We start from the raw sequence: 14,600 nt of genomic DNA, 5'->3' as shown, positions 1-14,600 counted from the left end.
TCCACCAGCGGCTCACCGTCCGGCCGCAGGATCACCGCCGACCCGCGATGCACGCACTCCCCGACGGTGTCGGCCGTGCCCTCCGGACAGACCAGCTGCATCCAGCAGTGCAGGCCGCCTTCCCCGTCGGCGTCGATGCTGACATCGGCCCACTGTTCGCGCGGGGCGTCACGCAACCACTGTTGCCAGCCGTTGATGACATGCTCCGCGTCATCGCCCGAGAAGGTCAGCCGCACCACGTCTTTCGTCAACGCCGGAATGGTGTCGAAGGTCATCGAGGTGACGATCCCGAACAGCGGGCCGCCACCGCGCAGCGCCCAGAACAGGTCCGGCCGGGTGGCCGCGGAGACCTCGGTGATGGTGCCGTCCGGCAGCACCAGGGTCGCGGCCGTGAGCCGGTCGCAGGTGAGACCGTGGGCGCGGGCGTCGGAACCGTAGCCGCCGCCGAGCGTGAGCCCGGCGACGCCGACGCTCGGGCACATGCCCGTCGGCAGGCTCTGCCCGGTGCGGTCGAGCTCCTGATAGACCTCGTAGAGGGTGTGCCCGGGCGCGACGATCGCCCGCCCCTCCGCGGCCACCACGCCACGCAGCCCGCGCACGTCGATCACCAGAGTTCCGGTCGCGGTGGACAATCCGGCATAGGAGTGCCCGCCCGCGCGCGCCGCCACCTGAAGATCGTTGTCCGCCGCGAAGCCGAACGCCGTGGCGACATCCTCGGCGTCGGCGACCTGCACGACGGCTGTCGGCGTCTGATCGTCGAACCGCGTATCGAAGACCTCTTTGGCCTGCGCGTAGCGCGGATCGGCGGGCATGATCACGCGGCCGCGCAGCTTGCCCTGCAGCCCGGTCCAGTCGGGACCCTCGCTCGCGGTCCTGGCCGGTGCGACCGGGGTCTTACCCTCCGCACCCGCGGCGGAGGCCGCCGAATCGAAGACCGCCAGCCGACTGGCCCCGGCCAATCCGGCACCGGCGACAGCGATTCCGAGCGCTCCTCGCAGAAACGTACCGCGCGAGATCGAACGCCCTGTTTGCGAATTCAAACCCCGCGACCTACCCGTCCTTGCCAGACAACACTATTCAGCCGATCATGATTCACCTTATTTCCCGCGGCGAGAAATCGGCTGCGTATGTCGAACACGGCGTCGCCGATCAGCGCCTCGACCGCACTGCCAGCGAACTGCCAGCGGGGTCGGGAATCCTCGCGCGAGTTCGAATCCGAGTTCCTCGAGAGGTGATCACCATGCCCGAATCCTTGCCGTCCACCGCGGTCGTGCGCGTCGGCCGCGCCAGCTTCGACCCGGCCGGGTTCGAGGAATTCAATGCCCTGATCACCAAGCAGGGCGACTACCTGATCCCGGCCATCGAGGAATTGCCGGGGATCCTGCACTGGTTCACCGGAGTTTCGCCGGAGGGCTCGACCGTGCAGGTCAGCATTTGGGACACCGAAGAGCACGCCAAGCAGATGGACACGCTGAAGAAGATGGCCGTCGTCGCCCGCGGGGAGATGGAGGCGATCGGCGGCATCTTCGAACGCCCGATCATCAACTACCCGATCAACTGGACCATCGAACCCACCGCGCGCGAGCCGCTGCCCTCGACCGCGGTCATCCATGTCGCACGCGGCAGCTTCGACCCGAGCCGGTTCGCGGAGGTCGACGCGCTGGCCACCAAGCAGGCGGACTATCTGGTCCCGGCGATCAAGGCACTCCCGGGTCTGCTGCACTGGTTCACGGCCGTCTCGCCGGTGGGCTCGATCGTGAACATCAGCATCTGGGATACCGACGAGCACGCCAAGCAGATGATGACGCTGACGGAGATGGTCGACACCGCGCGCGGGGAGTTCAAGGCGCTCGATGCCTTGACCTTCGCCCCGATCGTCGACTACCCGATCGACTGGACCATCTGAGCGCCCCGAAATTCGTTGGGCGCTAAGCCGACTCGGTCCGCAGGCGGTCGCGCAGGTACGCGAGGATCTCGTCGCGGGCTCGAATGGTGGGGTGACCCTCCTCGTCGACCAGGTGGGCCGTGACGACGCTGTGTGGTGTCTGCACGACGTGCTCGAAGAACGGCGGCGGCTTGGGGTTGGCGTCGTCGCCGGAGAGGACGCGGCCGTCGAAGCGGTCGCCGAGGAGTTGGGAGTACGCGGCGAAACGCTGCCCGGTGCACCATTTGTCGTTGTCGAAGCGGTAGGCGAGGGCGCGCAGGTCGTCGCGGTCGAAGCGCTCGGCGATCGCCTTCGCGTCGTCCGTGGACAACTCCAGCCCGGCGGGGTCGTCGAGCGGCAGCGAGGGGTGATTGATGACCGGGGCGATGACCGCGGGTTCGAGTGTCATGGTGAGCGCGAAGTTTCCGGTGAAGCACATGCCGACCGCACCGACGCCGGGCCCGCCGGATTCCGCGTGCGCGAGGCGGGCCAGGGCGCGCAGCCACACGGCGACCGGGCTGGTGCCGCCCCCAGCGAAGGCTCGGAACTCCTTGCTGACGCAGGTCTTCCGGGCGATCGGCTCGCCGAGCTCGAGTGTCGGGTACGCGCCGTCCACGCCGAACAGCGACGGCACGTACACGGTGAACCCGGCGTCACGCACCCAGCGCGCGAAGCGCAACACATCGGGACTGACGCCGGGCATCTCCGGCATGACCACGACCGCCGGGCCGCTGCCCGCCACATACACGGTCTTGTCGTCGCCCTCGAGGGAGATCACGCGCTTGTCGAAATCGGCGAGAGTGTCGTTGGGCGTTAGATTTTCGGACTCCACAGTGGGATGTTAACCGTGCAGGTAGCGGACCAGCGCCTCGCGTTCGGTCTCCAGTTCGGAGATCTGGCTCTTGACCACGTCGCCGATGCTGACGACGCCCACCATCCGCCCCTCGTGCAGCACCGGCAGATGCCGGATGCGGTGCTGGGTCATGGTGGCATTGAGGGTTTCGACCTGATCGTCCGGGGAGCAGGTATGGACCGCGGCGGTCATGATGGAGGACACCGGGGCGTCCAGGAGCGACGCGCCCTGACTGTGTAGCCGGCGCACGATGTCTCGTTCCGAGACGATGCCGGAGATGGCGGCACCGTCGACCGAGACGACCACGGCACCCACATTGTGTGCCGACAGGACTCTGAGCAATTCACGCACGGTTGCATCCGGTGCAATGGTGACGACGCCGCTGCCCTTACGGCGCAGGATTTCCGAGATCCGCATATGTCCACCGCCCAACGCTCGGGACCAGAGATGGTTACCAGGATGCCGCTGATCCCCGAGCGTGAACAGCAAAGATTACGAACGGATGCCTAACCGTCAGCGAGGGCGTCCAGCGCGGATTCGATGGCACGGTGGAACGTCGGGTAGGCCAGGATCATCTGTCGCAGCGTCGCGGTCGGCACCTCGGCATGGACGGCGACGGCCAGGGCGCTGAGCACTTCCCCGCCCTGGGGGCCGACCGAGCAGGCCCCGACGAGCACCCCGCGATCGGCGTCCTCGATGAGTTTGATGAATCCGGCATTGCCCGCCTTGTGGATCCAACCGCGCACGGAGGCGGGCACTTCGGTGTAGCCGGTGCGGATCCGGAGTCCGGCCGCGCGGGCCTGCGCCTCGGTCATACCGACCGCCCCGATCTCCGGGTCGGTGAAGGTCACCCGCGGCACCGCGCGATACTGCGCGACCTCCGACCCCTCGCCGAGAATGTCGGCCGCCGCGATCCGCGCCTGGTACATGGACACGTGCGTGAACGCGCCCGCGCCGGTGACATCGCCGATGGCCCACACGCCGTCGGCCGCCCGCATCCGGTTGTCCACGGGGATTGACTTGGCGCTCTCGTCCAACCCGACCGCCCCGATTCCCAAGGCCGACAGCTCGCTTCGCCGCCCGGTGGCCACCAGCAATCGCGCCGCGCGCAACGCGTCGCCGTTGTCGAGGGTGAGCGTGAACTCCCGCCCGTCGTAGCTCACCCCGGTGCCGCGCACCCCGCTGCGCACCTCGATCCCCTCGCCTTCGAACACCGTGGCCAGCAGCTCCCCCGCCTCGGGTTCGTCCTGCGGCAACAGCCTGCGCGGCACCACCACGGTCACCCGCGCCCCGAATCGGGCGTAGATCTGCGCGAACTCGACACCGACCGCGCCTCCGCCGAGCACGATCAGCGACTCGGGTACCTCGGTGGCGGTCACAGCTTCCCGATTGGTCCAATAGGGCGTCCCGGTGAGCCCGTCCAGCGGTGGAATCGCCGGGGCCGTCCCCGGATTCAGCACGATGGCCCGCCCGGCCCGCAACACCCGCTCCCCGTCCCCGGTCGTCACCGTCACCTCGCCCGGCGCGCTGATCTTCCCCCACCCGCGCACGAAGGTCCCGCCCGCCTTCTCGAACCGCTCGACGGCGACCGCGTCGTCCCAATCATCGGTGGCCTCATCCCGAATCCGCTCCGCCACCGGCCGCCAATCCGCCCGCACGGTCGCCGCCCCGGCCATCCCGTCAACCCGCCGCGCCTCGGCCAACAACCCCGCCGCCCGCACCATCATCTTCGTGGGCACACAGGCGTAGTACGGACATTCCCCACCGACGAGCCGCCCCTCGACCCCCACCACCGACAGCCCGGCCCGGGCCAGCCGGGTAGCGACATCCTCCCCACCGGGCCCCATCCCGATCACCACGACATCCACGGATTCCCCAGGCACACGCTCTCCTTCGCTAGACGGCCGCATCGACCAGACGGCCGTGTCGACGCTAGCGGCCGTGTTGGGAGTCGAAGGTGAAGACCCGCCCGCCGAGCAGCAATTGGGTGCCCGGTTCCAGGGCGGTCAAGCGCCCGGGCTCGACCCGGACCCAGTCGGTGCGGCCCGGTGGGCGGATGTGGGTGCCGTTGGCGGAGCCTCGGTCCATGACGAGGACGTCCCATTCCATCAGGCGGATTTCGGCGTGGACGCGGGACATGCCGCCGGAGGCGTCGGGGATGCGGATGGCGTGGGCGCCTTGGCGGACGTGTTCGGAGCGTTCGGGTTCGCGGCCGATGACCATGTTGGTGTCGAGGACATAGGAGGTGCCGTCGTCGAGGAGCAGGACGCCCAGGGGCGGGCGGACGCCCTCGGTGAGGACGCAGGTCAGCTGTTCCATGCGGATTCCGCAGACGATGCAGAATGAGCCGCGGGGGTCGTTGAGATGGCCACGCGCGCATTTGAATCCGTGCACCACGACCTCGGTTTCGGGGGTTGCAGGCGCTGCGATCTTGCGTTGCATGCCGGAATCCGGTGCCGCGCGGCCGTTGCGGCGTTCGGCCGGTCGCGCCCGCCGCCCGGAATCCGACCGGATCCGGGCCCCACGTTGCCCGGATCCGCTGGGGCGGGACAGGTTTTCGGCCCGCTCCCCCAGCCACACCACCGCACCTGATCCGGGCATGCGCCCGTCGCGCAGCGACCACACGCCCGGCGCTGGAAGGTCGTCGCGCGCGCCTTCTTCGTCGACGAACAGCGCGGCCGCCCGGGCCGGACCGGGACTGACGACTCGGTCGACGGTGAATCCCGCGTCCCGCCCACGCAATACCTCCCGATGCTCGGCTCCTTCGAGCACCGCGGTGACCCGGCCGTGCAGGAACACCGCCAAGCCGCGGTTGCCGGGCGTGAGCACCCCGAACTCCACCCGCTCCTCATCCTCACGCGCCATCAGCCAGGTGCTGACCAGCCGCGCGAAGGTCCGCCCGGTGCGCCGCGTCTCCCGCGAAGCCGCCTCGGCGACCAGTTCGAGCACCTTGTCCAGCGTCGCGACGGCCTCCGAGTCGGCGGACAGCACACTCGAATCCCGGTGCGCGACAACCACGACCACCCCGTCGATGCTGGCCACCAGATGCTGACCCGGCACCACCTCCACCCGGCCGGTCATAGCACCCGGCCCCCGCGGAACCGCCAGCATGGCGGCAGCACCCGGATCGGGCCGTCGACGAACAGCCAGAACGTCAGCCAGGTCAGCTCCCACCCCATACCCACCAGTATCACCGCGACCAGCACCGTGAGGGCGACCCGGTGGTCAGTCCAGACGTTGGTTTCGATGCGGCGTTGCGTGATGTCTCCCCTCGGTCGCCGCGCGACGCGCGCACGAGTTCGGGCGAAGCTGACCCGCGGTCCCCCACCTGGGACGTAGCATGCGGAACGTGGCCGATGCCAAACGTCCCGCCGCGGTGCGGGTTCTCGTGTACAGCAATGACGCCGATACCCGGAGCCAGATCATGCTGGCGCTGGGCAGAAGGCCGCACCCGGAGTTGCCGCCCATCGAGTACCTCGAGGTGGCCACGGGTCCGGTCGTCGTGGAGCGTCTGGATGCCGGCGGTCTGGATCTGCTGATCCTCGACGGCGAGTCGGCCCCCACGGGCGGGCTCGGGCTGGCCAAGCAGCTCAAGGACGAAATCGCCGACTGCCCACCGATTGTCGTGCTCACCGGCCGCCCCGATGACGCGTGGCTGGCCAATTGGTCGCGTGCCGAGGCGGCGGTCTCGCACCCCATCGATCCGATCCGGCTGACCGACGCCGTGCTGGGTGTGCTCGGTAATAGCTTCGCGGCCTGATCGCAGGCCGATCTTCCTTCGCCCTGTGATCAGGGCGTTTCCACGTCACGTGACATTGGCGATTGCGTCGATTCGGTCATAAAAGACCGTTCCGAATTCGATCAAACGCAATCGCCAATCGTCATGTATCTTCTGGTCCGGGTTGTAATCTGTGCCGTAGCTCACACGAGCGCGGGCTCCGGTATCAATGGACATCGGTATCAATGACGCCGCCGCCTCACTCGCTGCTGCCATCCGTTATGCGTTGTCCAGCTCGCAGGAGGGGTAGTTCTGTTGTGAACATAGAAGTGCCGACCCTTGTCCTCGGCGCGGTCGCCGCCGCGTTCGGGGTGTTCTCGATTTTCCTGGCGGCCCTGATCGGCCCCAAGCGCTACAACCGGTCCAAGCTCGAAGCCTACGAGTGCGGCATCGAACCCACGCCCCACGCCGTCGGCGGCGGGCCGGGAAATGCTGCGGGCCAACGCTTTCCGGTGAAGTACTACCTCACCGCCATGCTGTTCATCATCTTCGACATCGAGATCGTGTTCCTCTACCCGTGGGCCGTGCACTTCGATGCGCTCGGAGTGTTCGGGCTGGCGGCGATGGCGTTGTTCATCTTCAACGTCTCCGTCGCCTACGCCTACGAATGGCGGCGCGGCGGGCTCAGCTGGGACTGATTGGCGCACAAGCCAATTCACTGTAGACGCCCCGGCCGCGCCGGGGCGTCCCGATCCGGGAGATGTAGTCCGACATGGGTCTCGAGGAGAAACTGCCCAGCGGGTTCCTGCTGAGCACGGTGGAAGACATGGCCGGCTATCTGCGCAAGAGTTCGCTGTGGCCGGCGACGTTCGGCCTGGCCTGCTGCGCGATCGAGATGATGGCCACCGGCGGCGGGCGATTCGATATCGCCCGCTTCGGCATGGAGGCGTTCCGCGCTTCTCCACGCCAGGCCGATCTGATGATCGTCGCGGGCCGGGTGAGCCAGAAGATGGCCCCGGTCCTGCGTCAGGTCTACGACCAGATGACCGAACCCAAATGGGTGCTCGCCATGGGTGTTTGCGCATCCTCGGGCGGCATGTTCAACAACTACGCCGTGGTGCAGGGCGTCGACCACATCGTGCCGGTCGACATCTACCTGCCCGGCTGCCCGCCGCGGCCGGAAATGCTGTTGAACGCGATCCTGAAGCTGCACGAGAAGATTCAGGAGATGCCGCTCGGCGTCAATCGCGAGGAAGCGATTCGCGAGGCCGAGCGTGCCGCGCTCGCCAGCACCCCGACCATTCAGCTGAAGGGGTTGTTGCGATGAGTTTCGATGCACCCACCGGCACGGAGAGCCCCCCGGAGGCGGCCGTGGAACCTGATGAAACCACTTCGGAGACAACCGAATCCGTAGAGCCCGCCGCGCCCGCCGAGGAAGTGATCGGCGTGCGCAAAGGCATGTTCGGCGTCACGGGCACCGGTGACACCTCCGGCTACGGCCGCCTGGTGCGCACCATCAACATGCCCGGCAGCACCCCGCCGCCCTACGGCCCGGTCTTCGACGAGATCATCGCGAACCTGCGCCTGGCGCTGGCCAAGACGTTCGAGGAGGCGCTCGAGAAGATCGTCGTCTTCCGGGGCGAGCTGACCCTGCACGTCCGTCGCGAGCACCTGGTGCGGGTGGCGAAGACGTTGCGCGACAACGAGGCCCTGCGCTTCGAACTGTGCCTCGGCGTGAGCGGAGCGCACTACCCGGAGGACACCGGGCGCGAACTGCACGCGCTGTACCACCTGATCTCCATCACCCACAACCGCCGGGTGCGGCTGGAAGTCTCGGTGCCGGACAATGATCCGCACATCCCGTCGCTGTACTCGGTCTACCCGACCAACGACTGGCACGAGCGGGAGACCTACGACTTCTTCGGCATCCTCTTCGACGGACATCCCTCGCTGACCCGCATCGCCATGCCCGACGACTGGCGTGGCCACCCCCAGCGCAAGGACTATCCGCTCGGCGGAATCCCGGTCGAATACAAGGGCGCGCGCATCCCACCGCCCGATGAGCGGATGTCGTACTCGTAATGAATGACATCGACACCAACTCCCAGCCCGCCACGCAGGAACGGCCCGAACGCGCGGTCACCGTCGTCGGCAACGACTGGGACGAGATCAAGAATGCGCTCGACGGGGTCGCCGAAGAACGCATCGTCGTGAACATGGGCCCGCAGCACCCCTCCACGCACGGGGTGCTGCGGCTCATTCTCGAGATCGAGGGTGAGACCGTCACCGAAGCGCGGTGCGGCATCGGGTATCTGCACACCGGCATCGAGAAGAACCTCGAGTACCGCAGCTGGGTGCAGGGCACCACCTTCGTCACCCGCATGGACTACCTGTCGCCGTTCTTCAACGAGACGGCGTACTGCCTGGCGGTCGAGAAGCTCCTCGACATCACCGACGATATTCCCGAGCGCGCCAGCGTCATTCGCGTGCTGCTCATGGAACTCAACCGCATCTCCTCGCACCTGGTGGCCCTCGCCACCGGCGGTATGGAACTGGGTGCGCTCACCCCGATGCTGTTCGGTTTCCGGGAGCGCGAGCTGATCCTGGACGTGTTCGAGACCATCACCGGTCTGCGCATGAACCACGCGTTCATCCGTCCCGGCGGCATCGCCCAGGACCTGCCCGACGACGGCGTGCAGAAGGTGCGCGAACTCCTGGATCTGCTGCCGAAGCGGCTGCGGGACTTGGAGTTGCTGCTCAACGAGAACCCCATCTGGAAGGCCCGCACGCGCAATGTCGGGTACCTGGACCTGACCGGCTGCATGGCACTCGGCATCACCGGTCCGGTGTTGCGTTCCACCGGCCTGCCGCACGACCTGCGCAAGACCCAGCCGTACTGCGGTTACGAGAACTACGAGTTCGACGTCCAGGTCGACACCGGCTGCGACTGCTACGGCCGCTACCTCATCCGCGTCAACGAGATGAAGGAGTCGGTCAAAATCGTCGAGCAGTGCCTCGACAAGCTGCGGCCGGGCCCGGTCATGGTGGCGGACAAGAAGATTGCATGGCCTGCCGACTTGCAGCTCGGGCCGGACGGCCTGGGTAACTCACCCAAGCACATCGGCAACATCATGGGGACCTCCATGGAGGCGCTCATCCACCACTTCAAACTGGTGACCGAGGGCCTGCGAGTGCCGCCCGGACAGGTGTACGTGGCGGTCGAATCGCCGCGAGGTGAGCTGGGCGTGCACATGATCAGCGACGGCGGCACCCGGCCCTACCGGGTCCACTACCGCGACCCCTCCTTCACGAATCTGCAAGCGGTGGCGGCGATGTGCGAGGGCGGCCTGGTCGCCGACGTGATCGCGGCCGTCGCCTCCATCGACCCGGTGATGGGTGGTGTCGACCGTTGACCGAGATCCTGCTCAACCTGACCGTGCGGCCCATCCCCTACCCGGAGAAGGTCCGCGACCGGCTGCAAGTCGAGGCCCAGGAGATCATCGAACGCTATCCGCACTCGCGTTCGGCACTGCTTCCCCTTTTGCATCTCGTGCAATCGGTGGAGGGGTACGTCTCCGGCACCGGCATCGAATTCTGTGCCGAGCAGCTGGGATTGACCGATGCCGAGGTCACGGCGGTCGCGACGTTCTATTCGATGTACCGGCGCACGCCCACCGGCGACTATCACGTCGGTGTCTGCACGAACACACTGTGTGCAGTGATGGGCGGGGATCAGATCTTCGCGGAACTGAAGCAGCACTTGGGCATCAAGCACGGGGAGACGACCGCCGACGGCGCGGTCACCCTCGAGCACATCGAGTGCAATGCCGCGTGTGATTACGCACCGGTGGTGATGGTCAACTGGGAGTTCTTCGACGACCAGACGCCGGAATCGGCCAAGGCGATGGTGGATTCGCTGCGACGCGGCGAACAGGTCACCGGGTCGCGCAGCGGCATCCCGCTGTGCACCTTCCGGGAGACCGCCCGCATTCTCGCCGGGTACGAGGATCAGCGGCCCGGAGCCACCGACGGCGCGGCGGGACCCGCGACGCTCGCCGGTCTGCATGTCGCCGAACAGGATTCGACCGGAGGCGCTCAGTGACGACTGCTCTGACACCTGTCCTCTCGAAGCACTGGGCCGACCCGGACGGCTGGACCCTGGCGGCCTACCGCCGTCAGGGCGGCTACCAGGCGCTGCCCAAGGCCCTGAAGATGCAGCCGGACGACGTCATCGCCACCGTGAAGGACTCCGGTCTGCGTGGTCGCGGCGGCGCGGGCTTCCCGACCGGCATGAAGTGGGGGTTCATCCCGCAGGGACCCGGACCCGACGGCATCACCAAGCCGCACTACCTGGTGGTCAATGCCGACGAGTCGGAACCGGGTACCTGCAAGGACATTCCGCTCATGCTGGCGTCCCCGCACACCCTCATCGAGGGTGTCATCATCGCCGCTTACGCGATTCGCGCCTCGCACGCCTTCATCTATGTGCGCGGCGAGGTCGTGACCGTGCTGCGCCGGTTGCAGGCCGCCGTCCAGCAGGCTTATGCCGCAGGCTATCTGGGCCGCAACATCCAGGGTTCGGGCTTCGACCTCGAGATCGTGGTGCACGCCGGTGCGGGCGCCTACATCTGCGGTGAGGAGACCGCGCTGCTGGATTCCCTCGAAGGCCGCCGCGGTCAGCCACGACTGCGTCCCCCGTTCCCGGCGGTCGCGGGTCTCTACGCCTGTCCGACCGTGGTCAACAATGTGGAATCCATTGCGTCCGTGCCGTCGATCCTCGCCAATGGCGTGGAGTGGTTCCGGTCCTTCGGCACCGAGAAGTCGCCGGGGTTCACCCTCTACTCGCTCTCGGGTCACGTGACGCGACCGGGCCAGTATGAAGCGCCCCTCGGAATCACCTTGCGGGAGTTGCTGAAATACGCGGGCGGCGTCCGCAAGGGTCACACCCTCAAGTTCTGGACCCCGGGCGGATCGTCCACGCCGATCTTCACCGACGAACACCTCGATGTCGCTCTCGACTACGAGGGAGTCTCGGCGGCGGGTTCCATGCTCGGCACCAAGGCGCTGCAGATCTTCGACGACACTACCTGTGTAGTGCGAGCGGTGCTGCGCTGGACCGAGTTCTACGCCCACGAATCCTGCGGAAAATGCACCCCGTGCCGCGAGGGCACCTACTGGCTGGTCCAGCTGCTCGAGCGCCTGGAGAACGGCCGGGGCCACGAGACTGACCTGGACAAGCTCGCCGATATCGCCGACAACATCAACGGCAAATCCTTCTGTGCCCTCGGCGACGGCGCGGCCAGCCCGATCTTCTCCTCCCTGAAGTACTTCCGCGACGAGTACGTCGAGCACATCCGCCTCGGCGCCTGCCCGTTCGATCCGGCCCGTTCCACCGTCTGGGCCGAAGGAGCACGATGACTTCGACAGTGAGCTCCAGTACCAGCGGCGGGGTGACGCCCTCCGACATGGTGACCGTAACCATCGACGGCACAACGGTTTCCGTGCCGCCGGGCACGCTGGTGATCCGGGCCGCCGAACTCATCGGCACCCAGATCCCGCGCTTCTGCGACCATCCCCTGCTCGATCCGGTCGGCGCGTGCCGACAGTGCCTGGTCGATATCGAGGGACAGCGCAAGCCGGTCGCGTCCTGCACGCAGACCGTGGCCGAGGGCATGGTGATCCATACCCAGCTCTCCTCCCAGGCCGCCGCCAAGGCCCAGGAGGGGGTGATGGAGCTGCTGCTCATCAATCACCCCCTCGACTGCCCGGTGTGCGACAAGGGCGGTGAGTGCCCGCTGCAGAACCAGGCCATGTCCAGCGGCCGCGCCGAATCCCGGTTCGACGGGGAGAAGCGCACCTACCCGAAGCCGATCCCGCTGTCCTCGGCATTGCTGCTGGACCGCGAACGCTGCGTGCTGTGCGCACGCTGTACTCGCTTCTCGCAGCAGGTGGCCGGTGACCCGTTCATCGAATTGATGGATCGCGGTGCGCTGCAGCAGGTCGGGATCGCCGCCGGGGAGCCGATGGACTCCTACTTCTCCGGTAATACCGTGCAGATCTGCCCGGTCGGCGCGCTCACCGGCAGCACCTACCGGTTCCGGGCCCGGCCCTTCGATCTGGTGTCGAGCCCGGCCGTGTGTGAGCACTGCGCGTCGGGTTGCGCGCAGCGCACCGATCACCGGCGCGGCAAGGTGATGCGCCGCCTGGCCGGTGACGATCCGCAGGTCAACGAGGAATGGAACTGCGACAAGGGCCGATTCGCGTTCGCCTACGTCACCGAACGCGACCGCCTCACCACGCCGATGGTCCGCAGCTGGAAGGACGGGACGCTCCAGCCCGCTTCCTGGTCCGAGGCGATCAACGCGGCAGCCCGCGGACTGGCCTCGGCGCGCGGCAATGCCGGTGTCCTGCTCGGTGGTCGCGTCACCCTCGAGGACGCCTACGCGTACTCGAAGTTCGCGCGAGTCGCGTTGAACACCAACGACATCGACTTCCGGGCCCGCGAGCACTCCGGTGAGGAGGCCGACTTCCTGGCCGCCCGCATCGCCGGACAGGGCATCACCGTCGACTACGCGGCCCTGGAACGCGCGCCGTTCGTGCTGCTGGTCGGCTTCGAGGCCGAAGAGGAATCCCCGATCGTCTACCTGCGGCTGCGGAAGGCCGCGCGGCGCAACGGGACTCCGATCTACTCGCTCGCCCCGTACGTGACCCGCGGCCTGCAACGGATGTCGGGGACCCTGCTGCTCACCGCGCCCGGCGCGGAGCCGCACGTGCTCGAATCCATTCGCACCGGCGAAACCGACGAGACCACGGCCGGATACACCCGGTTGGGCGAGGTGGCGTCGCTGCTGCGGGAACCCGGCGCGCTCATCCTGGTCGGCGAACGCCTCGGTGGCATTCCCGGCGGCACGTCCGCCGCGGCCCGCCTGGCCGACGAGACCGGCGCGGCCCTCGCGTGGATCCCGCGTCGTGCCGGTGAGCGTGGCGCATTGGAAGCCGGGGCACTGCCGGTGCTGCTGCCGGGCGGGCGTCCCGTCGCGGATCCCTCTGCGCGCAAACAGGTTCAGGATGCCTGGGGCATCGGGGACCTGCCCATGGCACCGGGCCGCGACACCTCCGCCATCCTGGCCGCCGCACCGACGCTGGGCGCACTGCTCATCGGCGGTGTCGAGGTCGGCGATATGCCCGACCCGCACGCCGCCCTGCGAGCCATCGACGCCGCCTCGTTCGTGGTGTCGATGGAATTGCGCCGCAGCGATATCAGCGACCGCGCCGATGTCGTGTTCCCCGTGGCCTCGGCCATGGAGAAAGCGGGCACCTTCCTCACCTGGGAAGGCCGCCACCGGCAGTTCGATGCCGCGCTGCGCGACTCCACCGTGCGCCGCGAGGCCGCGCCCATGCCCGAATACCGGGTCCTGGACGCCATCGCCACCGACATGGGCATGCGTCTGGGCCTGCCCGACGCCGCCAGTGCCCGGGCCGAATTGGCCGATCTCGGGGTGTGGGACGGTCCGGCCGCCGCGACCCCGGTGCACCGCCCGCACCCGATCGCCCAGCCCAATCCGGGCACCGCGATCCTCGCGTCGTGGCGCATGCTCATCGACCGCGGCCGGCTCCAGGACGGCGAACCCAACCTGGCCGGGACCGCCCGCACCCCCGTGGTGCGGCTGTCCGCGCACACCGCCGCCGAAATCGGCGTCACCACCGGCGATCCGGTGACGGTCGGCAACGACCACGGCCACATCACCCTGCCTCTCGTCGTCACCGAGATGCCCGACCGCGTGGTGTGGCTGCCCATGAATTCCCCCGGGTCCGACGTGCTGGTGCAGCTCGGAACCACGCCCGGCCACATCGTTCGCATCCGACGGGAGGACCACCGTGAGTGATCTGAGTATGTTCGGCCACGACCCGTGGTGGCTGGTGCTGGTCAAATCGATCGGCATCTTCGTATTCCTGCTGCTGATCCCGATGCTCGCGGTGTACGCGGAACGCAAGATCGTGGCGTTCATGCAGATGCGCGTCGGACCCAACCGGGTCGGGCCGCGCGGCAGCCTGCAGTCCATCGCCGACGGCGTGAAGATGCTCCTCAAAGAGGACATCATCCC

The 14,600-nt window shown here is 67.8% G+C and carries 15 protein-coding genes; 10 read left to right on the top strand and 5 right to left on the bottom strand.

Annotated elements, in window-relative coordinates; genetic code table 11:
• Positions 1-959: FAD-binding oxidoreductase (locus tag ACWELQ_RS17610; RefSeq protein ID WP_452398101.1), on the bottom strand; the 959-nt coding region annotated here is incomplete at its 3' end.
• A 281-nt stretch (positions 960-1,240) separates the two neighbouring features.
• On the opposite strand from ACWELQ_RS17610, the gene ACWELQ_RS17605 reads away from it, so the two are divergent.
• Positions 1,241-1,906, top strand: coding sequence for a hypothetical protein (locus ACWELQ_RS17605; protein ID WP_452398100.1), 666 nt, complete (start codon positions 1,241-1,243; stop codon positions 1,904-1,906).
• A 22-nt stretch (positions 1,907-1,928) separates the two neighbouring features.
• On the opposite strand, the gene ACWELQ_RS17600 is transcribed toward ACWELQ_RS17605, so the two are convergent.
• From ACWELQ_RS17600 to ACWELQ_RS17585, 4 genes are all read right to left on the bottom strand, one after another.
• Positions 1,929-2,756, bottom strand: a complete 828-nt coding sequence (locus ACWELQ_RS17600) for a dienelactone hydrolase family protein (protein WP_452398099.1) — start codon at positions 2,754-2,756, stop codon at positions 1,929-1,931.
• A 9-nt stretch (positions 2,757-2,765) separates the two neighbouring features.
• A complete protein-coding gene (locus tag ACWELQ_RS17595; RefSeq protein ID WP_452398098.1) occupies positions 2,766-3,194 on the bottom strand; it encodes a CBS domain-containing protein in 429 nt (142 codons plus the stop codon).
• Between the two features lie 89 nt (positions 3,195-3,283).
• On the bottom strand, positions 3,284-4,660 hold the full coding sequence (locus ACWELQ_RS17590) for a dihydrolipoyl dehydrogenase family protein (RefSeq protein WP_452398097.1): 1,377 nt from the start codon (positions 4,658-4,660) through the stop codon (positions 3,284-3,286).
• A 49-nt stretch (positions 4,661-4,709) separates the two neighbouring features.
• Positions 4,710-5,858 carry an FHA domain-containing protein gene (locus tag ACWELQ_RS17585; protein WP_452398096.1) on the bottom strand — a complete coding sequence of 383 codons (1,149 nt, stop codon included), beginning with the start codon at positions 5,856-5,858 and terminating at the stop codon, positions 4,710-4,712.
• A 259-nt stretch (positions 5,859-6,117) separates the two neighbouring features.
• Between ACWELQ_RS17585 and ACWELQ_RS17580 the strand changes: the two genes are divergently transcribed.
• From ACWELQ_RS17580 to ACWELQ_RS17540, 9 genes are all read left to right on the top strand, one after another.
• Entirely contained in the window at positions 6,118-6,537 is a 420-nt protein-coding gene (locus ACWELQ_RS17580) for an Rv3143 family two-component system response regulator (RefSeq protein ID WP_379352030.1), read from the top strand.
• A 275-nt stretch (positions 6,538-6,812) separates the two neighbouring features.
• Positions 6,813-7,193, top strand: coding sequence for an NADH-quinone oxidoreductase subunit A (locus ACWELQ_RS17575; protein WP_452398095.1), 381 nt, complete (start codon positions 6,813-6,815; stop codon positions 7,191-7,193).
• Positions 7,194-7,267: 74 nt separating this feature from the next.
• Positions 7,268-7,822 carry a NuoB/complex I 20 kDa subunit family protein gene (locus tag ACWELQ_RS17570; RefSeq protein WP_379352028.1) on the top strand — a complete coding sequence of 185 codons (555 nt, stop codon included), beginning with the start codon at positions 7,268-7,270 and terminating at the stop codon, positions 7,820-7,822.
• Positions 7,819-8,577 (top strand): NADH-quinone oxidoreductase subunit C, encoded by a 759-nt coding sequence (locus ACWELQ_RS17565; protein WP_452398094.1) that lies wholly within the window; start codon positions 7,819-7,821, stop codon positions 8,575-8,577. Before ACWELQ_RS17570 ends, ACWELQ_RS17565 begins: the two co-directional genes overlap by 4 nt.
• Positions 8,577-9,908, top strand: a complete 1,332-nt coding sequence (nuoD, locus tag ACWELQ_RS17560; protein WP_452398093.1) for an NADH dehydrogenase (quinone) subunit D — start codon at positions 8,577-8,579, stop codon at positions 9,906-9,908. The genes ACWELQ_RS17565 and nuoD overlap by 1 nt, the downstream gene beginning before the upstream one ends.
• The gene (gene nuoE / locus ACWELQ_RS17555; protein ID WP_452398092.1) at positions 9,905-10,597 is read left to right on the top strand and encodes an NADH-quinone oxidoreductase subunit NuoE; all 693 of its coding nucleotides are present in this window, start codon (positions 9,905-9,907) and stop codon (positions 10,595-10,597) included. Before nuoD ends, nuoE begins: the two co-directional genes overlap by 4 nt.
• Positions 10,594-11,913, top strand: coding sequence for an NADH-quinone oxidoreductase subunit NuoF (gene nuoF, locus ACWELQ_RS17550; protein ID WP_452398091.1), 1,320 nt, complete (start codon positions 10,594-10,596; stop codon positions 11,911-11,913). Before nuoE ends, nuoF begins: the two co-directional genes overlap by 4 nt.
• Positions 11,910-14,381, top strand: coding sequence for an NADH-quinone oxidoreductase subunit G (locus ACWELQ_RS17545; protein WP_452398090.1), 2,472 nt, complete (start codon positions 11,910-11,912; stop codon positions 14,379-14,381). Before nuoF ends, ACWELQ_RS17545 begins: the two co-directional genes overlap by 4 nt.
• A 7-nt stretch (positions 14,382-14,388) precedes the next feature.
• On the top strand, positions 14,389-14,600 hold a 212-nt coding region (locus tag ACWELQ_RS17540; protein WP_452398102.1), incomplete at its 3' end, for an NADH-quinone oxidoreductase subunit H.

This window comes from Nocardia sp. NPDC004722 (assembly GCF_053601505.1).
Note: the sequence above shows the minus strand (reverse complement) of the source record. Positions and strands in the feature narration are given on the sequence as shown.

Coding starts and splice junctions, on each gene's coding strand:
- ACWELQ_RS17605 (WP_452398100.1), top strand. CDS start 1,241: ATGCCCGAATCCTTGCCGTCCACCGCGGTCGTGCGCGTCGGCCGCGCC.
- ACWELQ_RS17595 (WP_452398098.1), bottom strand. CDS start 3,194: ATGCGGATCTCGGAAATCCTGCGCCGTAAGGGCAGCGGCGTCGTCACC.
- ACWELQ_RS17585 (WP_452398096.1), bottom strand. CDS start 5,858: ATGACCGGCCGGGTGGAGGTGGTGCCGGGTCAGCATCTGGTGGCCAGC.
- ACWELQ_RS17580 (WP_379352030.1), top strand. CDS start 6,118: ATGCGGAACGTGGCCGATGCCAAACGTCCCGCCGCGGTGCGGGTTCTC.
- ACWELQ_RS17570 (WP_379352028.1), top strand. CDS start 7,268: ATGGGTCTCGAGGAGAAACTGCCCAGCGGGTTCCTGCTGAGCACGGTG.
- ACWELQ_RS17565 (WP_452398094.1), top strand. CDS start 7,819: ATGAGTTTCGATGCACCCACCGGCACGGAGAGCCCCCCGGAGGCGGCC.
- nuoD (WP_452398093.1), top strand. CDS start 8,577: ATGAATGACATCGACACCAACTCCCAGCCCGCCACGCAGGAACGGCCC.
- ACWELQ_RS17545 (WP_452398090.1), top strand. CDS start 11,910: ATGACTTCGACAGTGAGCTCCAGTACCAGCGGCGGGGTGACGCCCTCC.